At 41.9% G+C, this 19,469-nt stretch carries 17 protein-coding genes and 1 pseudogene; 7 read left to right on the top strand and 11 right to left on the bottom strand.

The genetic code is table 11. The features are described from left to right. Positions 1-28 precede the first annotated feature (28 nt). A pseudogene (locus DWX91_RS02015) lies at positions 29-139 on the bottom strand (AraC family transcriptional regulator); the annotation flags it as partial. Here DWX91_RS02015 and DWX91_RS02010 point away from each other — a divergent pair. Then, the gene (locus tag DWX91_RS02010) at positions 127-309 is read left to right on the top strand and encodes a helix-turn-helix domain-containing protein (protein ID WP_333491415.1); all 183 of its coding nucleotides are present in this window, start codon (positions 127-129) and stop codon (positions 307-309) included. The pseudogene DWX91_RS02015 and the gene DWX91_RS02010 overlap by 13 nt on opposite strands. A gap of 635 nt (positions 310-944) precedes the next feature. Here DWX91_RS02010 and DWX91_RS02000 read toward each other — a convergent pair. The 6 genes from DWX91_RS02000 to DWX91_RS01975 all read right to left on the bottom strand — a co-directional run bounded on the left by DWX91_RS02000 (position 945) and on the right by DWX91_RS01975 (position 8,334). Next, complete coding sequence (locus DWX91_RS02000) at positions 945-2,204, bottom strand: glycosyltransferase family 2 protein (RefSeq protein WP_243098949.1); 1,260 nt, start codon at positions 2,202-2,204, stop codon at positions 945-947. Further along, on the bottom strand, positions 2,201-2,779 hold the full coding sequence (locus DWX91_RS16385; protein WP_147353128.1) for a HEAT repeat domain-containing protein: 579 nt from the start codon (positions 2,777-2,779) through the stop codon (positions 2,201-2,203). The genes DWX91_RS02000 and DWX91_RS16385 overlap by 4 nt, the downstream gene beginning before the upstream one ends. 509 nt (positions 2,780-3,288) lie before the next feature. Then, positions 3,289-5,463, bottom strand: coding sequence for a hypothetical protein (locus DWX91_RS01990; protein WP_118472343.1), 2,175 nt, complete (start codon positions 5,461-5,463; stop codon positions 3,289-3,291). A gap of 3 nt (positions 5,464-5,466) precedes the next feature. Beyond that, positions 5,467-6,948: a CotH kinase family protein gene (locus DWX91_RS01985; protein WP_182426625.1), complete on the bottom strand. Its 1,482-nt coding sequence runs from the start codon at positions 6,946-6,948 to the stop codon at positions 5,467-5,469. Between the two features lies 1 nt (position 6,949). Beyond that, complete coding sequence (locus DWX91_RS01980) at positions 6,950-7,627, bottom strand: DUF4956 domain-containing protein (RefSeq protein ID WP_118467686.1); 678 nt, start codon at positions 7,625-7,627, stop codon at positions 6,950-6,952. Between the two features lie 11 nt (positions 7,628-7,638). Next, positions 7,639-8,334, bottom strand: a complete 696-nt coding sequence (locus DWX91_RS01975; RefSeq protein WP_118538223.1) for a polyphosphate polymerase domain-containing protein — start codon at positions 8,332-8,334, stop codon at positions 7,639-7,641. Positions 8,335-8,911: 577 nt separating this feature from the next. On the opposite strand from DWX91_RS01975, the gene cobI reads away from it, so the two are divergent. From cobI to DWX91_RS01955, 4 genes are read left to right on the top strand one after another with little or no spacing between them, the layout of a single operon-like run. After that, entirely contained in the window at positions 8,912-9,607 is a 696-nt protein-coding gene (gene cobI, locus DWX91_RS01970; protein WP_333549078.1) for a precorrin-2 C(20)-methyltransferase, read from the top strand. Next, entirely contained in the window at positions 9,600-10,442 is an 843-nt protein-coding gene (locus DWX91_RS01965; RefSeq protein ID WP_118472345.1) for an ABC transporter ATP-binding protein, read from the top strand. The genes cobI and DWX91_RS01965 overlap by 8 nt, the downstream gene beginning before the upstream one ends. After that, the gene (locus DWX91_RS01960; protein WP_233430146.1) at positions 10,433-11,176 is read left to right on the top strand and encodes an ABC transporter permease; all 744 of its coding nucleotides are present in this window, start codon (positions 10,433-10,435) and stop codon (positions 11,174-11,176) included. The genes DWX91_RS01965 and DWX91_RS01960 overlap by 10 nt, the downstream gene beginning before the upstream one ends. A 25-nt stretch (positions 11,177-11,201) precedes the next feature. Next, positions 11,202-11,753: a hypothetical protein gene (locus DWX91_RS01955; RefSeq protein ID WP_118467691.1), complete on the top strand. Its 552-nt coding sequence runs from the start codon at positions 11,202-11,204 to the stop codon at positions 11,751-11,753. A gap of 209 nt (positions 11,754-11,962) precedes the next feature. Here the strand turns inward: DWX91_RS01955 and DWX91_RS01950 are convergent, their stop codons facing one another. Then, the gene (locus DWX91_RS01950) at positions 11,963-14,212 is read right to left on the bottom strand and encodes an alpha-galactosidase (RefSeq protein WP_118472346.1); all 2,250 of its coding nucleotides are present in this window, start codon (positions 14,210-14,212) and stop codon (positions 11,963-11,965) included. Positions 14,213-14,395: 183 nt separating this feature from the next. Continuing rightward, entirely contained in the window at positions 14,396-14,698 is a 303-nt protein-coding gene (locus DWX91_RS01945; RefSeq protein ID WP_022359414.1) for a LysM peptidoglycan-binding domain-containing protein, read from the bottom strand. A gap of 978 nt (positions 14,699-15,676) precedes the next feature. Between DWX91_RS01945 and DWX91_RS01940 the strand changes: the two genes are divergently transcribed. Then, positions 15,677-16,591: a hypothetical protein gene (locus DWX91_RS01940; RefSeq protein WP_118472347.1), complete on the top strand. Its 915-nt coding sequence runs from the start codon at positions 15,677-15,679 to the stop codon at positions 16,589-16,591. A 182-nt stretch (positions 16,592-16,773) separates the two neighbouring features. Next, the gene (gene lexA, locus DWX91_RS01935; protein WP_022359416.1) at positions 16,774-17,391 is read left to right on the top strand and encodes a transcriptional repressor LexA; all 618 of its coding nucleotides are present in this window, start codon (positions 16,774-16,776) and stop codon (positions 17,389-17,391) included. Between the two features lie 186 nt (positions 17,392-17,577). On the opposite strand, the gene fliB is transcribed toward lexA, so the two are convergent. Together fliB and DWX91_RS01925 are read right to left on the bottom strand one after the other, a co-directional pair. Next, positions 17,578-18,732 carry a flagellin lysine-N-methylase gene (gene fliB / locus DWX91_RS01930; RefSeq protein WP_118472348.1) on the bottom strand — a complete coding sequence of 385 codons (1,155 nt, stop codon included), beginning with the start codon at positions 18,730-18,732 and terminating at the stop codon, positions 17,578-17,580. Continuing rightward, positions 18,720-19,415: a TMEM165/GDT1 family protein gene (locus DWX91_RS01925; protein ID WP_118467698.1), complete on the bottom strand. Its 696-nt coding sequence runs from the start codon at positions 19,413-19,415 to the stop codon at positions 18,720-18,722. The genes fliB and DWX91_RS01925 overlap by 13 nt, the downstream gene beginning before the upstream one ends. Positions 19,416-19,469 lie beyond the last annotated feature (54 nt).

The raw sequence follows: 19,469 nt of genomic DNA, 5'->3' as shown, positions 1-19,469 counted from the left end.
GAAAGCTCTTTTCCATTAATAGAACCGTTTATAACAACATATCTTTCACGCATTTACTCCGATAGTCACTCGGCGATATTTTGTATCTTTCTTTAAATGTTCGGTTAAACGTTCTTTGACTTTCAAATCCACTATCCAGTAGGAATCCGAATCACCAATGCTCAGATTTTACTTGAAACAACAACTTATTCCATCAATGAGATTTCTAAGATGGTCGGGTATGATAACCAGCTTTATTTCAGCCGACTCTTCCACAAGCTAAAAGGATATTCACCTAGAGAATACCAAAAGATAAGAAATAAGTTCTGAAAACCATAATATTATAAGAATCCAATTTATGTGAACTACTCGGTAACTAAGTTACCAGAGCATCTGAAATCTGGCGGGATACCGCCTTTTTTCAGGGTGCGTCCATGACACCACTACTGCTTACCTTTCGGCTATACAGCTACTTTTATTATTTCTGGATTCTTTAGTCCGGTTACGGACAGTTCTTTCTGTTTTCCGGATACGGAAAGATATTTACGCAGGATATTAAATGCTCCTACTGCATCCGCATTATTTTTTACTTTTAGGGCATTTCCAGAGCACTCGGTAACATGGATTATTTAAATAATGTGACATAGGACGCAATTTCCTATGAAACAAAAAGAGAGATGCCGTAAAGGTATCTCTCCCAAAATCATTACTTCTGATGACTGATAACCCATTGTAATATAGTCTCAAATCTTATTTTTCCCGCAGCTAAATCAAGACTTCCTCCCGCCGTTTCGATCAATCTAAATTGACATAGTAATAAAATTATATTCCGTTCATTTTCTTTCTTTCCAGTTTACCCCAGTTCAGTTTGTTCTTCTTGTATCCCACAAATGCAGTCACACGGACAAATGCCAGATAAAAGCGGAGAAAAGTTGTTTCAAAAAAACAAGCAGTAATAGCAAGGATCAGTCTCGAAAAGAAAGCCTCTGGTCAATGGTATAGATTCTTGAAAAATATGCAGTTAATGTGAGTAAAATACCATACAGGGCATAGCAGGCAAGAAATACCAGCATAAATTTCACATTCAGCATATCCATCATCACAGATAAAACCATTGTAAGTATACCAAAAAATTCAATAAATGGTGACAATAATTCGTAAAACAGAAAATAAATATAGGATAAAAGTCCTACAGCTCCGTACCGTGGGTTTGCCAGCATTTTACGGTGTCCCCACATACACTGGAACAATCCTCTCTGCCATCTTTTCCGCTGCTTGCCCAATTCACTTAATTTTTCCGGTGTTTGCGACCAGCAGATGGCATCCTGTGCAAAATCAATCTTATATGGCTTACGATTCATGCGGCTGAATTCATGAAGTCTGACTACCAGTTCCATATCCTCGCCCATTGTACTGCTGTCATATCCGCCTACGGCAATCACTGTTTTTTTCTCAAATAATCCAAAAGCTCCGGATATGATCATGTTTGCATTGATTTTATCCAACAGGATACGTGCTGCCAGAAAAGAACGGTCATATTCCAGGGATTGCATTCTTGCTATTATATTTCTAGGTAGCCTATATTTTATCACATGACCTTTTTTTATGACAACACCATTGGCTGGACGGACACTTCCACCAACGGCTATTACATTTTCGTCCTCCAGAACCGGACGAATGATTTTCTCCAGCGAATCATGCTGTAAAATAGAGTCCGCATCCATGCAGATAAACCAAGGATACCTGGCTGCATTGATTCCGGCATTTAAGCTGTCTGCTTTTCCGCCGTTCTTCTTGCGGATCAAAGTAATGGGTACTTTCTGGTTCGGGCATTCATAAACATCTTCCTCAGGCTGACATTGGATTAGATGACGGATCGGGCGCGCCACTCGCTCCATATGAAATGCATCAATCAGGATCTGAGATGTTTTGTCTTTAGAACCATCATCTATCACTATAATTTCATATAGTTTATAATCCAGGTTGAGAAGTGAAGTAACTGTGTCCTTCACCGTGATCTCCTCGTTATAAGCCGGAACAAGAATGGAAACCGGTATGTAATAGCTTTGCCACAGTTTATTGTGCAGCTGTTCAAGGCGGTATGATTTGTACAGTTCAATTGCTCCTGCTACAACCGACAAAAACAAAAAGCTGGAATATCCAATCAGATATATAATAAAAAACAGATTGACACATTCCAGAAAAAAACGAAATGCATCGGTCATAAACCCGCCCTCCTTTGTGCTTTTGCTGCATCTAACTGGTACTCTAACATTTCTTTTGCATAGCGGTCATTTCCCTGTAAAATATCAGCTAATGCGTCCCTATCTGTATTCAGAACTGCAAGGCTTTTTGCAGCATTATGACGGACATACCAGTTTTTACTGTAAATCTCTTTTTTCAAAATTTCCAGTGTCTGCGGTCCGGGATACATAGCAAGAGAGGAAATACAGGCATTCTGCAATTCCCAGACCCCTTCCTTTTCTTCTTTGGCGTGATGAAGCAAAAAAGAAACACTTCTTTCATCCTGATATCTGCCAAAATAGCGGACACATGCGATCTGAATTTCCATATCCTGGCTTGTTTCCAACATAGACAGCATTTCATCCTTCCAGTTTGACGATGCATATCGAATATAATCCAACAGGTTTACCTGCATCCTTGGATGAAATTCACTCAATTTTTTCCAAAGGAGTGGTATCAGTTCTTCTTTTTTATCGAAGGAAAGAAGTCCATCTGCAAGTATTTTTTTATGCGGAAGCAGCTGCTCATTTGCATTCAGGAATTCCAATGCCTGCATAACTGCGTGTATATCTTCTGAACTGTATAACGCCCGCAAAGCATTCTCTCTGCAATAGAGACTTTTATTTCCAAGCAGTTCAAAAAGAAATGGGAAAACAATTTCCTTGGCCTGGAATTTCGTCATATGAAATATGGCAAATACATAAGCCAAGCAGGCCTTTTCCGTATCCGATTTTCTTTTATAAACCGGTATCAGTTCTTCCATCAGCCGACTTACAGATGCTATTCCCTGCTGGAATTGTTCCGGCATACTGTTTTCAATTTTATATAATGCTTCACTGAACGTCAGAAGTCTACTGGTTGACTGAAGCTCTTTAACCAGCCTTTTTTCCTGCTTTTTATTTTCCGTTATATTATCTAAAAACAACTGTCTGTATTCTTCGCAATATCGTTGTTCCCTCCTTTTCAGAACACAGGAACGATATCTTGAAATTATCTCTGTGAAGCAGTTAAACAGAATAATCCCCACACAGACAATAAAATAAAAAACAATCACAAATTGTGCTATCATTCGTGTTCCTTTCCTGTCCAGTATGTCTTCAGAACCTGGTATGCTTCTTTTAATCTTTCATGGTAAGATACTGTATTTTCCCATCCTTTCAGTTTAAGCCGTCCCATCTCGATAGTATTTCCTTCTCTGCCAAGACCTATAAACATCTCTTTGATCCCCACTGCTTCAATGCCATAATTTCCGTCATAATAATCATCATGAATCTGCATTCGGGACGGATCAGAAAAATTCAGCAGCTGCCATGGGATTCTAATTTCCACATCATCTCCGTTACAGATAAAATCTGCTCTGGAATCATAATCAGATGCAGATGGATTTCCATTACCATAATGCAGCTTTCCACTTTCAAAGGTTCTTAACGGTGTGGCAGCATCCTGATACTGACCAATAACATCCCGTAATACCATGCAGATATTTTCGAATACAGCGCTATCCCGAGCCGGTGGATCAATATAAGAATCTTCTCCTGTAATATCTTCCTCATAATTGGCATGAATGGGATTATACCGATCCTGAACCAACAGACGAGTATTATCTTTTCCATTTAAGATCAGTACAAAATCTGTAGGTCTTTCAAATTCTGCTGTACAATTTTCCATACGGGTACTGCCTGTTTTAGGGGTCGTATCAACCGGAACATACAGCGTGTCATTTTCCAGATCAAAGCCCTTTTTATGGAGATATAAATAAACATCGGAGGCATCATACTTCACACTGATGAAAGAGCCGTCTTCATATTGGATCACCATATCTTTATCCGTCCATTCGGAAGTATCCCCGTCCACGTAACAAACACTTTCTTTTTCCCCACAGTCAAATGCCAGCAAGCCAAAATGCTGGTCATTTGTCTGAGCATCTTCCCAGTAAATATTACGGCTTAAATCTACAGCATACATGGTATTCCAGGTATGCTTGAACCATTCATCCTGCCAGGAGTAGACACAGCCTCCGGAAAGTCCGGCAGCCATAATGTCTTCATAACAATCTACCAGAATCTTTCCCTGTTCTTTTTCAGAATAGTATCCAAGTCCTCTGCTGGTTACCTGATTCTCCTGAATCTCACCTCGTCCTGTGGCTGCACCAAATTCAACAGCCAAAACCGGCATTGTATGATGTTCGTTTAAAAGTCTTAAATATGCCCGATAAGTATTCCTTTTTCCGTCAGGAGTGATACAGTCACTAAAGTCAATCTTTTTATCAGACAAGCTGTTCCATGTTGTGTATTCCATACAGGAAAGGTAATCCTGATCATATGGAGATGCACTGTAGCTGACAAACTGACCGGATATAAATTTATCAGTTGCAGTTATATGTTCTGCGTCGATCCGGGCACATTTTCGGAAATATTCTGCAATCTCTTTAGGATAATCAAAAGGATCTGTTGCATTTCCACTGGAAAAGGAGATCAGACGCTGCTCATCATATCTTGTTGATTCATAGTACAGCATCCTGTCACCTGTTTCTGCAAGCAGGGATTCAAAGGCAGAGGCATCTTTTGAAGCAGTAAGATAGGTTCCTTTATACGGTTCCATATCCGGATATTTCTCATCTGTATATGCAACGGTTGTATCTTCCCATCCATTTCCGATAATATATCCCAGCACCCATTTCGAGATATCGTGTAAATAAAGTCCTGTACTTGTATCTGCATCATTATTGATGATAAGTCGTTTTCCATGGATCACATCTACAGTGACCAGGCAATTATCCAGAAGCTTTCCTGCAAAGGAGTCGGCATATGCATCCACTCGGGAGTTCTGTATATAATCATTTACCCAGATTCCCTGAAGTAAATATAACGGCTCCTCATGTTGGGAATTGTATTCATAGAACGCATTATAAAAAGACGGATTCTGGACAGAATAGACTCTCAGCGTATTTGCTCCTGCTTCCTGGATCAGCTGAAACCAGCGCAGATAGGTTTCTTTGGTGATCGCATAATCGGTAGACCATTCACCTGGAATACCGCTTCCCATGTCAATTCCTCTGACTTCAAATGGTTTCCACTTATCTTTGTCCTTTATAAGTATCTCTTTATTCTCAGTCCGGACAAATGTGTTTACATGATTGTCTCGGCCTGAGTCTACATAAAATCCGCCATAAAACACAGCTATAAATCCAATAAATACAAGCAGAATGATGGCAGATATACTGATAATAAATCGTTTCATATTTTAATCATTAACCTCATTATACTGCTTTACACGGGAGGATGCTGAATACTGACGCAGAGTCTCAATGTTTTCATCCAGCCATTTTCCTCTGTTTCGCAAGTAACCTTTTAACTGTCCTTCAGCGGCAGATCTACTGTCAAGATTTCTCGATACCGGAACCAGAAGTCCCTTTGCCTGCTGTTCCACACTTCCCCATCGTGCATCGTTTCTTGCAAGAGCTGGTGCGATAAAATCAAGGGTTTCATCGATATAACGATAAAGTGATTCCTCACTTAACAGACCTTTTCGCAAGGAATGATATCGCTGGATGATCCGTTCAGTAAAATCCTCATCTTTGATAAGCATTTCAAACCATAATCGGTTGTTCAGGAAAAATCCTGTATAAGGAAGTTCCTCCTCGAAATAGTTATTGCAGGCATTATTAAAATCCCATACACACATACGATACAGATTATCGGTTCCCTTATAAATATAAGTGGAATAGTTTCCGGCATCTGCATTACTGGAAAGCTCATTGATTATAAAGTAATCTACAAAGCTGTCTACATCTATCATAGAAGTGTAGCCATGTTTTTCCCTGTCATAATCATATGAATACAGAGTTTTTTCAAAATTTGAAAAATCCTGTCGGATTTCTTCTGTCAGTCTGGCATCCCTGTTCCTGTTTCCGGGATATTCTATCTGCAGCAGGAAGGGGGTTTTGTAGGTATACGTTGTAAAGCTGTTTAAAGCTTCTTCGCCCGCATGCTGATGATCCAGGCGAAGCAGGTATCCGGAAAATGTGCTGCGCTTGGCATTTACACGAAGTCCCAGCCTGGCGCCATCTTTTCCGCCGGTTATCATTTCAGTCATTACATATAGACCTTCATATTCACCATTAAGAATTACTTCGCAGAATCTTACATTTGGCGCATAAGACATCATTTCTCCGGCAAGATTGTAAAACATATAATTTCGTATGGCTGTTTTATCGAGCCAGGGACCGTATAATACCCATTCATGGTGCGCATCCATTCCCATAATGGAAAGCGGATTGTTTTCCCCTTTTTTATCTACAAGTCTGATGGCATAGCTTGGCTTATCAAACTTTCTTGAGGAATTACCTCTCATTCGTATACGGATTTCAGAAGATACATCTGCCGTTTCATTTGCATGATGGTACTCTTTGCTGTCATTCCCAATTATATCCATCTGAGCAGCAATTGTAGTTTCCCCATCCGTAGCGCGTGTATAAATGCGGTTGTTTCCATCATCCTTAATGGGTCTTCCCGGGATTTCTATCCCATCTGTATCAATTTTGACAATCGGAAGATATGTACACAGACCGCCATCCGCAGGATCCGTACATGGTTCCTGGGGAATTTCCTGTTCATGCTGATGAATTCTCTCCGTTTTTCGGTAGTCCTTATAAGACAATGGCGCAAAAACGGCAATCAGGATAACCGCAAAGCAGCATATAAATCCTATTATTTTATATTTCATATCAGTTATAAATTTCATCGCTTTGAGCTACAATATTAACACTTTCGATTTGTCCAAGGTTATAGAAATCATCTGTTAAAGCCGGATACTGTTTCTGAACTTTCTCCAGTATTTTTCTGGATAATTCATAAATGTACTCAGCATTTTCCTCTGTCGTATTTTTTACCCGAAGAACGACACCAGTCCCAAAATAACGAAAGACCTGGGATTCTATATTTTCACAGCGGCTTCTTTTTGCACGGATGATCAAAAGCATACGGTTATCACTGCGAATCGCTCCCATGATAAGAAAAATAAGAAAAATAGCAGAACTGCCTACTGCAGCAACCAGATAATCTCCAACTCCACAGCATATTCCCACAATAATCGTCCAGAAAATATATACAGTATCTCTGGAATCTTTTATTGCAGTTCGAAAACGCACAATAGATAATGCACCGACCATACCAAGCGACAATGCAATATTGTTTCCTATGACAGTCATAACTGTTCCTGTCATAACCGTCAGAACGATCAGTGTTACTCCAAATTTTTTGCTGTAAATCGTTCCCTTATGTGAAATCACATATGAAATAAAAATAAACAGACCAATGACAGCACTTACCAGAATATGCATTATAATTTGCTGCCAGGTCATATCCCCCTGTTGGGCAAGCAGGTTATAAATCGTCTCTTTCATTTCCTTTCCTCCTAAAACCTGTAGTTACAGCCAACTTGTCTTGCCATACAATATTTGCTCACGGAAAGCTCGCTTTTCTGAACGGGCAGAAGCATATGCTTGATATAGCTTAACAAAAAGCCATTGTATTTTACTTCCAGCACTACAGCAAAAGGCGACATTACACTGTTTAACACCAGATTTCTATCAAACACATTAAAATTCACTTCATTAGCCCGTATTCCGGAATCAAAGGTTATTCGAATAGAGTTTTCTGGCGCGATAAATGCAAATCTGTCATATTCTACAACTGTTTTAGGACGGTATGCCCACATTTCCATAATTGAATAACATTCCTGTCCAAACTCACTGCCACTGTTTAAAAGTACAGAATAATCACCCTCAATGAGAGCCTGCGCTTCCTTTCTGGATAATCTTAATGATCGCTTTCGCTGATATGGTCCCTGCTTCTGCTTCATTTCAAACAGTGCAAAATCCGCATCAGGACTATATACCCGCAAACGAAACTTCCTTCTTAACTCCAGACCATCTTCTTTTTCCTGAAAATCCCGATTTGACAAAGAATCAAAGTACAAAGAACGTACCTGGTAACCATCGGATCCATTATGTAAATCGGTATGAACCACATTTGACAGATAATTCCGGAGTTTTAAAGCTTCTGCCTGATTCAGCAGAAATTTCTTTTCTTCCCGCAGTACATCGCGCACAGTATTATTTCCTCCTGCTTTTGCTTTTTAGTAAATCCAACTCTATAGTATACATCCAAAAAATTTTTCTGTCTAGAATACAACTTCATACTATACAATGACCTCTCAGTTACTATTCAGGGGTTAGCTGGACTTGAGGAAACCGATGGTGTAGACTGATAACAGTCAAAGCCATCGGATAAGCTCATCTGTATTTGTTTTCCATTTTGGGGAACATATCCAAAATACATTCCACTGACATTAACCCTTTTTGCGGATAACTGCTTTTGGAATTCTTGTAACCCACTTTATTCCACTATTTATGAAATTTCCAAAATGGAGCGATTTGAAAATGTACTTTATTCTGTTTCGAAATAAAGTACATTCTGAAATAAAGTGCATTTTGAAATTTTTGTACTTTATGCTATAATCCTTGTATCTAAGCCATTTATTAACCACTAACTATAAAGTACAAAATTTTTTACTTTTGAAAAAGGCTAATTTCGTACTTTATTAAAAAAGCAAAAAAGGCATCGTACAAAAATTTTAAAAGTTGAACACTTGAATTTCTCACAGTTTTCACAGAAAGGAAATGTTTATGATAAAAGGAACCTTATATGGCGTAGGAGTAGGTCCGGGCGATCCGCGGCTCATGACGTATCTGGCAGTTGACACGATTCAGAAGTGCCCGGTGATTGCGGTACCGGCGGATGGAAAGGAAAATGCAGTTTCCTATAAAATTGCCAGCGGGATCGTGGAAAATCTGGATGAAAAGGAATGCTTAAACCTCACTACTCCGATGACAAAAGATAAAGCTGTTTTAAATGCAGCATACCAGGCTGCCTCGAATCAGATTATAGAGCAGCTGGAACAGGGGAAGGATGTTGCCTGCCTCACGCTCGGAGATCCGACGATTTACAGTACCTATATTTATATCCATCGAATTGTAAAAGCACATGGTTATGCAACTGAAATCATTAATGGCATTCCGTCCTTCTGCGCGGTCAGCGCCAAGCTTCAGGACAGTCTTGTTGACCGCTCAGAACAGCTTCATATTATTCCGTCCACTTATGATATTGAGGCGGCGCTGGAACTTCCAGGTACCAAGGTTCTGATGAAAGCAGCTTCCAAGATGCCGCTTGTCAAGGCGACCCTGAAAGAAAAGCATATGACAGGTATCATGATCGAAAATTGTGGTATGCCAGAGGAGCATATTTATCATAAAATCGATGAAATTCCAGAACGGGCAAGTTATTATTCGATTATTGTCGTGAAGGAAGGGAACCATGATTGAATTAAAGCATCTGACAAAAAAATACGATCATTTTCTGGCGGTCGAGGATCTGAACCTGAAAATTGAGACAGGCGAGTTCTTTGGGCTTTTGGGACCGAATGGTTCCGGAAAAACGACCACCATCGGAATGCTCTCCACTCTCCTGCTTCCGACTTCGGGTGAAATCTGGATCAACGGAGAGCTGCTGACCCGTCAGAAAAACCAGCTGAAACAAAAACTCAGTGTCGTTACGCAGGAATACTCGATGCGTCAGGATATGACGATGAACGAGATTATGGAATATCAGGGACGTCTTTATTATATGCCGATCAAAAAGATTCGGGAGCGGTCAGAGGAATTGCTGGAATTCTGCGGGTTGATCGATTATCGGAAGAGAACCGTCCGAAAGCTTTCCGGAGGCATGAAGCGGAAGCTGATGGTCTGCCGGGCACTTTTAACAGAACCGGAAATCCTTCTTCTGGATGAACCGACTGCAGGGATGGATGCATTTGCCCGCCGTCAGATGTGGAATCTTCTGAAAAAGCTGAATCAGCAAAAGCTTACCATTCTTCTGACAACGCATTATATGGAGGAAGCAGAAACGCTTTGTGACCGTGTCGGCTTTATGTGCGGTGGACGTCTGGAGGAAACAGATGCTCCGGGGCATATGATAGAGACGCTGGGGCGGTATGCGGTTGATGAGACTTCACCAGATGGGCTGAAATCACACTATTTTCATGGAAAGGAGGAGGCAATTCAGTATTTGTCCGCGTCAGAACAGGAAACAGCGCTTCGCAGTACGACATTGGAAGATGTATTTCTGGAGACAATCGGGCAGCAGCTGGAATGCCGGTAAAAATGGGTATTCTTACTGTGTTATGGGAAAAATGGGTAGAATTCCGGCGGGATTTTTATAAAATCACGCTGGCTGCCATGATTGCCCCTCTTTTATATATTCTGGTGTTTGGTCTTGGAATCCAGACCATGTCGCACGGACAATCGTATCTGAACTTTCTGATTCCGGGAGTGGTTGCCCTGACGACCATGAACGGCAGTTTCAATGCTATCGCCCAGAATTTAAACGTCCAGAGATTGTACGAAAAAGCATTTGACCAGGTCATCATCTCTCCTACCCCGCTGTGGCAGTTCATCGCGGGACAGATCATCGGTGGAAGTCTCCGGGGATTATATGCGGGAGCCGTGATTATTCTTCTGATTTTGCCGATCGGAACGGGGCTCTGTTTTAACGGCTGGTCGTTTCTCCTAATGTTTTTAAACGGATCTGTGTTTTCCACAATTGGAGTTGTGGTATCTTTTTATGCCAAAAACCATGCCGATGTGCCGCGCTTTTCGAATTACGTGATTATGCCGATGGCATATCTGTGCAATACATTCTTTTCAGCCCGGAGTATGCCGGATGGTCTGCGCCAGGTGATTGAATATCTGCCGTTATCGCAGACCAGTGCGGCGCTTCGCAGCATCGCCAATCATGAGGCATTTTCTTATACAACGATTGGGATCCTGCTTCTGTATCTGGCGTGTTTTTCGATTGCTGCGTCCTGGTTTCTGTATAAGAAAAAGAATTTATAAACACAGGGTAAGGAGTTTTCTGTCTATGAAAAAAATAGGTTTCATTCTTTTGGGAATCATTTGTATCTTATTTAGCAGCCGGTGGACGTTGACAGCGCAGGCAGGTGCTGGAACGCTGCTTTCCCTGAAGGATGGTGAATATGCCATCGAGGTAACAATGACCGGAGGAAGCGGAAAGGCTTCGATCCAGAGTCCTGCTCTTCTGACGGTGACAGATGGAACGGCATACATATCCATCACATGGAGCAGTTCCAATTATGATTACATGGTGGTAGATAATAGAAAATACGAGAATGAAAGTGCCAAGGACGCAAATTCTCATTTTACGATCCCTGTTTTGGATCTGACAAAAGAACTTACAGTCAGGGCGGATACACTGGCGATGGGAACGCCTCATGAAATCGAATATACCCTTCAATTCAATACTACGTCGATTGCGTCTAAGAGCACACTTCCGCAGGAAGGGGCGAAACGTGTGCTGATGATGGCAGCCGTTATTATTATCGGTGGCGGGATTCTGAATCATATCGTAAATGAACGCCGGAAGCGGGATTATACGGGGAAACGCCGGATTTAAATTAAAGGGATTCGTAACTGTTCAGTACCTTCACAGTCACGCGCAAAAAATCCATTAAAAATTGCCTACGGCAATGGGATTTTTGCCTGCTGACCCATGTTTTCGTACGGTCAGCGCAGTAAATGCGCAGACCTACTGAACAGTTACAGGGATTCTTCTTTGAAAACCAGCTTCGGGAGAATCCCTTTTTAATGCTTTTATCTTATTTATTATTCAGCCTGCTTTTGTACATAAAACAGGCGAGAATCAAAGTCGCAGCTCTCTCTTCTACCATCCATATACTGTCCGGAAGAGGCGTCACTGGTAATCAGTCCTAAATTCATCAGTTCGTCACCATAGTGGGTGCTTACGGCACTTTCATGTCCTTCTGTATATTCCGTGACATTGTAAAGATCGGATTCTTCCAGTCCCTGTAAATACAGCCGCGTAAACGGACCATTGGCGACATTCAGTGTCCGGTACCAGCCGACCAGGGCTTCTGTGCGGTCTTCACTGACTGCCATCCAGGCAGTGATATTGTTTTCAAACGGACTGGAAAGTCTGTAAAAAGTACCATACTGAATCAGGGACCGATGCTGTTTCATAAAGGCGGTCTGAATTTTTAATTCAGATAGCTCATCTTCTCCGAGCTGTGCCAGATCCAGTTCATAGCCGAAAGTTCCGAAGAACGCGGTATTGGCACGTGTCCAAAGCGGTGTCTGACGATGAAGCTGATGGTTCGGAGAAGCAGATACATGGGATCCCATCGAGCTGATCGGGTAACCATAGGAAGTACCGTATTGAATCCGCAGGCGTTCAATCGCATCTGTATTATCACTGAGCCATCCCTGCGGTGCGTAATACAGCATACCTGCATCAAAACGCGCTCCGCCGCTGGCGCACGATTCGAACAGAATGTCCGGAAAGCGTGTTGTCAGCCGCTCATACATCTGATAAACACCCAGAATATAGCGGTGAAATACTTCTCCCTGCTGTCTGGCGGAAACTCCTCTGCTCCATACATCACTGAGACTTCGGTTCATATCCCACTTGATATAGGAAATGGAGGCGCCTTCCAGAATCGATGCAATCTTTTCATAGATGTAATCAAGGATCTCCTGCCGGGAAAAATCCAATACATACTGGTAACGTCCGTGACAAGGCGTTCGCCCTGGAACCTGGAGGATCCAATCAGGATGCGTGCGGAATAAATCGGAATCGGCATTTACCATCTCCGGTTCGATCCAGAGACCAAACTTCATGCCGAGCGCTTCTATCTTCTGTGCCAGTCCGGAAAGACCGTTTGGCAGACGGTCACGGTTTGCCTCCCAGTCGCCCAGTCCGGCTTTTGAGCTGCTTCTGGCACCAAACCAGCCGTCATCTAAAACAAACAGCTCTATGCCGCATTTCTGCGCTCTGGAAGCCAGCTGTAGAAGTTTTTCTTCGGTAAAATTGAAGTAAGTTGCCTCCCAGTTATTGATCAGGATTGGGCGCTCGCGATCACGCCAGTACCCCCTTGCCAGTCGGCGCCGATACAGCCGGTGAAAAGTCTGGCTCATGTCGTTAAGTCCCTGAGAGGAGTAAACAAGCACTGCCTCCGGAGTCTGGAAGGTTTCACCAGGGTTCAGCTCCCAGCTAAAGCCAAACGGATTAATTCCTATCATAAGACGGGTGGTTCCATGTGACTCCACTTCTGCCTGAGCCAGAAAATTACCGCTGTAAATCAAGCTGCAGCCAATGGCTTCTCCCTGAAATTCGTCAGCCGAAGGGCGTTTTAAAATAATGAACGGATTCTGCTCATGGGAAGAATGTCCCCGGGTGCTGTCAATCGCCTGAATGCCATACTCAAGCCTGCGTGTGTGGAGTGCGCGCTCTCTCGCCCATGCCCCAGAAAACTGCATCCACTCATAATCGTGGTCAGGAAGATCCAGGCAAAGACTCATCGCGGTCTGAACCTGTACAGAAATGTCTCCCTGATTGGAAATAGAAGCACTTCGGGCAATGACACCGCCCTCGACAAATATTGTATATAAAAGATGCAGCTCCAGATTAGTATGGGTATCTTTTAACGTAATAATAAGAGTTTCAGCTTCCCCGTCCTGTTCAGTATAAGTAGCAGGAAGTCCTGGCAGTTTTGGCTTTCCGGATGTAACCTGATATCCAGTAAATTGAAAATCTGAATAGGTACTTCCATCATTCTGGAGAATCTCTACTGCCGGATGCCGGTAATCACCGCTTCCGTAAGTACCGTACTCCAGCTTAATATGTCCAAGTGAAAAGGTGCGATCGTTTTCATAGAGATAAGATGCCATGTCTCTGGGAGCTAATTCAAGAAGGTATGAGAAATCTTCCTTGTCACGAATCTTTTTCCCATAATACAGCTGTCCCATATGTCCGTTTGGAAGAACCATCATGATATAGCTGATGGTCTGGTTATATAAATGAAATATCTTCGATGATTCGTGATATACAATACTCATATCCTTATTTCCTCCTGTTCATCTGTCGCTTGTCATTTAATCAGATATAGACTGTTTGCTAAACTTTATTCTACCAGAAAATAGATTAAATGAACAGACTACGGACAGGAATATGGAAAATTCTATAAATTTGATTCTGTCTCTGTTATCGGTTGTGTGTACGTGTATGTGAACGGTAACGATTTATTTATAATAACGAATGGTCAGGTAATGCCCTGCGTCAATATGGTCATCCGAAAGACTGTTCATCTGACGCAGCTCCCGTACATACTCTTCAACTGACTCCTCCGAATCTGCACAATATGTCTGAGCAATGCTCCAGAGCGTATCTCCATCTTTCAGATGAATACTGGTATAGTACTTTTCCGGTCTAGTATCTGCTTCTTCCTCAGCCATCACATACATCAGACTCCGTCCAAAAAAGCCCGAAAGCAGCATGATGAAAACAACAGCTAAAACCATAACACCTTTTTTCAACGTATACATTTGCAATCTTCTCCTCTCGTGTTTTGTTGGAATCGTCTTTTTGTATTCAAATCTGTTCTTAAAGAATGAGAAGAGATTTGAATATTATAAAAATGTCAGGAACATTTGTTCTGTATAGCTACATTATACGATACGAACAAATGTTTGTCAATGGTTTCGAAAGAAAAAAGCAAACATTTGTTCGCAGCTTGCTACTGTTCACGCATACGTGCCCAGTAACGAAATTTTCCGTGTCTTCGCATTTAAATACGGCAAATTTCTGTTGCCACCACCTTTTCTTACGGTATTTTCGGTTTCAAAAGTGCCGTAAGAAAACGCGGCTCTGCTCGTAAGCAACAGACACCTGCTCCCTATAAAAATCTAAATACTTTAGGTATATAGATTTTTATAGGGAATCATACATATTGCATAAAACTGCGCTGCTATTTCTGGCAAATATAACCACAAAAGTCGATGAAACTATTCGCGAAAGCATCCTTTCACGAATAGTTGATAGTTTCATTCCTATTTTTACTACTGAAACCATAATCTATGTATAACAATAATCATGTATAACATATATATAACATATCACGGAATCAGATTGACGCTCTTGTGGTTTCATGATAATCTATATACATAAAATAAAGTATGACGCAATTTGAAATTTCAGTTTAAATCGAACGTTATAAGACTTGGCGCATGATCTTTGCAAAGCACTTCTTTGAAATCAGTTTGATAAGCAGAGTATTATATCGCGTAACTGTCTACATGAGTATGAACAGTTACCACCTCGCAGCAAGAATGTCAGGGTATTAAACAAACAGGTAATTGTTCAGTACCTTCACAGTCACACGCAAAAATCCATTAAAAATTACCTACGGCAATGGGATTTTTGCCTGCTGACCCATGTTTTCGTACGGTCAGCGCAGTAAATGCGCAGACCTACTGAATAGTTGCATAAACAGTTACAAAAAAATAGATTGGAGAATATAGAATATGGGAGAAATTAAACAGGCAAACTTTCGAATCGATTCCGATACAGCGGATGCTTTCCGTGCATTTTGCGAACAAAAAGGAATGAACCAGGCCCAGGGCTTTGATCATGTGATGCAGGTGTTTGAGTTAAATCAAGCCAAATCCTCAATTCCAGGGAGAAGCGTCGAGATTGAGGAGTTTGAAACCATGGTTAAGTCCATTACCTCCGCATATCTGTATAGCTTGGAATTGAACCAGAATGCAGAAGCCAGAGCACGGGAGGAGTTCTCTTCTGAACTCCAGAGAAAAGAACTGCGCCTCACAGAGTTACAGAAAAAAGTGGAACAACTTCAAGCAGAAAAGAAAAAAATGGATGCGGAGTCCGCTTTGCTGACCAAGCAGGAACAGGCACTCACCGAACAGCTAGAATCGCTCAGAAAAGGTGCTGCTGACCAGGAACAGATCAACCAGATGCTGAAGGAGAAACTAGAAGAGGCACAAAATCAGCTGAAGAAAAATGAACATTCAAAAGAATCAGAAGAAATGCTTAAGAATGAGCTTTTGCAATGCAAACAGGAGCTTCATGATACTGTACTTGCTCTCTCTCACTCTCAGAAGGAACAGGAGGTAAAGTCAGAGTCCTATCAGCATGCATCCGATCGGATTCTGGCACTTGAAACTGAAAATAAAGAACTACAGCAGAAACTCACAGAGCTTACCCAGGAATTATCAAAACAAAAAGCAGATGCTGATATGGGTCTTCAGCAATGCAAAGCCCAGGCGGAGCTTACGATGGAGCGCGCACTATTCAAAAAAGAACGGGAAATGCAGGAACTCCTTCGTCAGGCGGACAAAGAAAATGCCCGTCTGGAAGTGCTGCTTGAGCAGGCAAGAGAACAGCTTAAAAAAGAAAACATTGATAAAGACGAACAATAGTTTGCATTTTGCCCGAACATATGTTACTATATATAATATAATAAGGGCTTACTATAGGCCAAACCTTTCAGTGATTCAGCTGCTGGTCCCATCAGGTGGGCGTTCGACTTGTATCCTGCCAGAATCACTGTATATCCGATATTAAAAACATTTTATATACTTCATCGACAGGAGGAATCTATATGGCACAGGGACGTATTACAGATAAACAGAAAGAGATCTTGGAATTTATTAAAGCATGCATTTTAAAGAAAGGTTATCCGCCGACGGTACGTGAAATTTGTGAAAAGGTACAGCTTAAGTCTACCTCTTCTGTCCACTCTCATCTGGAACAGCTTGAGAAGAACGGATATATTCACCGGGATCCGACGAAACCGAGAGCCATCGAGATCGTTGATGACACCTTTAACCTGTCCCGCCGTGAACTGGTGAATGTACCCCTTATCGGTACTGTAGCAGCCGGTGCGCCGATTCTGGCTGATGAGAATGTGGAGAACTATTTCCCAATTCCGGCAGAACTGCTTCCGAACAGCGAAACTTTTATGCTGAAGGTTCGCGGCAATAGTATGATCGATGTGGGCATCTATGACGGAGATCGTGTTATCGTGGAACAGACCAGTGTCGCAGAGAATGGCGAGATCGTGGTTGCACTCATCGATGATTCAGCTACCGTTAAGCGTTTCTTCAAGGAGAACGGTCACTATCGTCTCCAGCCGGAGAATGCAACCATGGATCCGATTATTGTGGATAAAGTACAGATTCTTGGCAAAGTAATCGGTCTGCTGCGCCTTATGCGGTAACCTCTTGATTTACTGACGCTTACCTTTTGCTTATTATCATGAAAATGACAGAAGCATTATGTGGCAAAATTTAACTCAAAAGCTCTATGCTATTCGTTGACGTCCGGAGATACGGTACGCTCAATTTTATAGAATAGAGCTTTTTTGTTCGTATGATTCATTTTTGCAATATGCTTCTTTCGGTGATTAAACCGGCGCATACCGCTCAAAAAGCCAGTCTTCCAGTGCATTTAAGTTATCATCGGAATGTTCTACTTCCCGGGCATATCTCCAGGAGATTTCTTCCACATCCTCCATGGAAAGTTTCTTTCCATTTTCCAGCCATCGGACCATCAGAAATTCCTGTATCCAGCGGACAGAGAACAATGCCAGTTCCATCTTGGAACAGACCATATCGTCGTAGACAGCCCCGCAAAAATAGGTATAGACAAAAAACATTAAAAGCTGCTCGCCCAGATTTTCCCATTCTTCTTTGTGACTTCCTAAGCTTCCATATGCCTTATGAAATTCTTCGCAAATTTTATGATAGGTTTCCTCACTTCCCTGATACAGCCACTTTTCAGCACCATCCAGCACATCATCCCATTCCGGACGCAGGCGTTCCAGACCGCGTAGTACCTGCAATTCTTCTATCTGGCGTGCCCACCGATGGAGAGATGCTGCATCAATGCCTTTTTCAGCAAGACTTTCTGATACAAATTCCTGAAGTTTTTTTCTCTGATGATGAGCTTCACAGTTTCGCAAAAGTTCATCAATTTCATATTCCTTCTGCTCTTCCACCCGGATCTGATATTGTTCTGTCAGCTGTTCGGATGCCGACATTCGGAGTGTCAGAGGAAGGGATCGATCCTGTAAAATCGAAAACAGAACATCTCTTGTATCTTCCAACTGGGAAAACATCATAAAATCGAATTCTTCAAAATCGTCCTCCAAATCGTCCTCTTCTTCCAGAAAACGGACCGGTTCTTTACAGGAAAGAATGATTCTAGCCGCCTCCGGACAGGACAGGGAAAGAGACAATTCCCGAAGTCCCTCGTATTCTTCCGTATGTCTCGGGTACATCCGGCAGGTATCACAAAGAGAATCTGGTCCCAGTGCTTTATAAAGATCGCAGAGATTTTCTTCATTTAAAAATGCACAGCGCCGATTGTTCTGGTAAAAACATTCTTCATCCCAGTCAATAGAATTGCGTAATCGCGTTCCGAACTCGCTCTTTTCATTTCCATATCGCTCCAGAGAGGTTTCATCAATCATGATCTGCCATCCGGCACAGCAGCTATCCGGACAATCTCCTGCTGTACAGACAAATTTATCATAATAATGTGGTTTTAAATATCGCATTTATTTTCCTTCTTTCTTTTTATATAGATCCAGGCACATAAGGCAGTAAAAATAACAGCCGCAGCAATCCATACCGGCCATACCGGAATCGGACAGACTCTTGCGTTCATCATGTTCAGTCCCTGATGAAGTGTGAAAGCACCAAATATGGAAAAAATAACAAATGCCAGTGTATTCAGCAGCCCATCGGGAGTTTTGCTCTTTAAAAGATATCCAACCAGCATTCCGAGAATATCCGCTGCAAAAAGTCCCAGAGAGCACCCAATCCATACAACAAAGGCTGATTTCATGCCTTCATTGGCTCCGAACGTGATGGCTGTAAGCTGAGTCTTATCTCCCAGTTCTGCCACAAAAAATGTACAAAAAACAGCTAAGGGTGCAAACTGAATCTTTGATTTACCGCCCTCATCCTCTTCTTCTTCATCATCACCGGCAAGAGTCGATGCGGCGAAATACAGAAATGCAAGTGCTGCAATCATCTTAATAAGCCAGTCAGGAATAAATTCACTGACAAGTCCGCCCGCCAGAACCGCAAGACCATTCAGAACAAGAATCGCCGCCGCAGTTCCTAGTATAATATCTCTCAACTTATATTTTGAAGTGAGAGCAATCAGCATAAGCTGGGTTTTATCGCCCATCTCTGCGATAAATTCTGTAAAAAACACTTTAAAAAACAGCATCATTTTTCATTTCCTCCTAGATGTAATGCATGTTCCCTCACCGCTCACTGTCGATTA

This window comes from Clostridium sp. AF22-10 (assembly GCF_003478725.1).
In the GTDB taxonomy this organism is placed as follows: domain Bacteria; phylum Bacillota; class Clostridia; order Lachnospirales; family Lachnospiraceae; genus Otoolea; species Otoolea fessa.
Note: the sequence above shows the minus strand (reverse complement) of the source record. Positions and strands in the feature narration are given on the sequence as shown.

Excerpts from the sequence above, each read along its gene's own strand:
- DWX91_RS02000 (WP_243098949.1), bottom strand. The coding sequence starts at position 2,204 with ATGACCGATGCATTTCGTTTTTTTCTGGAATGTGTCAATCTGTTTTTT.
- DWX91_RS01965 (WP_118472345.1), top strand. The coding sequence starts at position 9,600 with ATGATTGAATTAAAGCATCTGACAAAAAAATACGATCATTTTCTGGCG.
- DWX91_RS01980 (WP_118467686.1), bottom strand. The coding sequence starts at position 7,627 with ATGAAAGAGACGATTTATAACCTGCTTGCCCAACAGGGGGATATGACC.
- DWX91_RS01940 (WP_118472347.1), top strand. The coding sequence starts at position 15,677 with ATGGGAGAAATTAAACAGGCAAACTTTCGAATCGATTCCGATACAGCG.
- DWX91_RS01925 (WP_118467698.1), bottom strand. The coding sequence starts at position 19,415 with ATGATGCTGTTTTTTAAAGTGTTTTTTACAGAATTTATCGCAGAGATG.
- lexA (WP_022359416.1), top strand. The coding sequence starts at position 16,774 with ATGGCACAGGGACGTATTACAGATAAACAGAAAGAGATCTTGGAATTT.
- DWX91_RS01960 (WP_233430146.1), top strand. The coding sequence starts at position 10,433 with ATGCCGGTAAAAATGGGTATTCTTACTGTGTTATGGGAAAAATGGGTA.
- DWX91_RS01955 (WP_118467691.1), top strand. The coding sequence starts at position 11,202 with ATGAAAAAAATAGGTTTCATTCTTTTGGGAATCATTTGTATCTTATTT.
- DWX91_RS01990 (WP_118472343.1), bottom strand. The coding sequence starts at position 5,463 with ATGAAACGATTTATTATCAGTATATCTGCCATCATTCTGCTTGTATTT.
- cobI (WP_333549078.1), top strand. The coding sequence starts at position 8,912 with ATGATAAAAGGAACCTTATATGGCGTAGGAGTAGGTCCGGGCGATCCG.
- DWX91_RS01950 (WP_118472346.1), bottom strand. The coding sequence starts at position 14,212 with ATGAGTATTGTATATCACGAATCATCGAAGATATTTCATTTATATAAC.
- DWX91_RS01945 (WP_022359414.1), bottom strand. The coding sequence starts at position 14,698 with ATGTATACGTTGAAAAAAGGTGTTATGGTTTTAGCTGTTGTTTTCATC.
- DWX91_RS01985 (WP_182426625.1), bottom strand. The coding sequence starts at position 6,948 with ATGAAATATAAAATAATAGGATTTATATGCTGCTTTGCGGTTATCCTG.
- fliB (WP_118472348.1), bottom strand. The coding sequence starts at position 18,732 with ATGCGATATTTAAAACCACATTATTATGATAAATTTGTCTGTACAGCA.
- DWX91_RS16385 (WP_147353128.1), bottom strand. The coding sequence starts at position 2,779 with ATGCAGGCATTGGAATTCCTGAATGCAAATGAGCAGCTGCTTCCGCAT.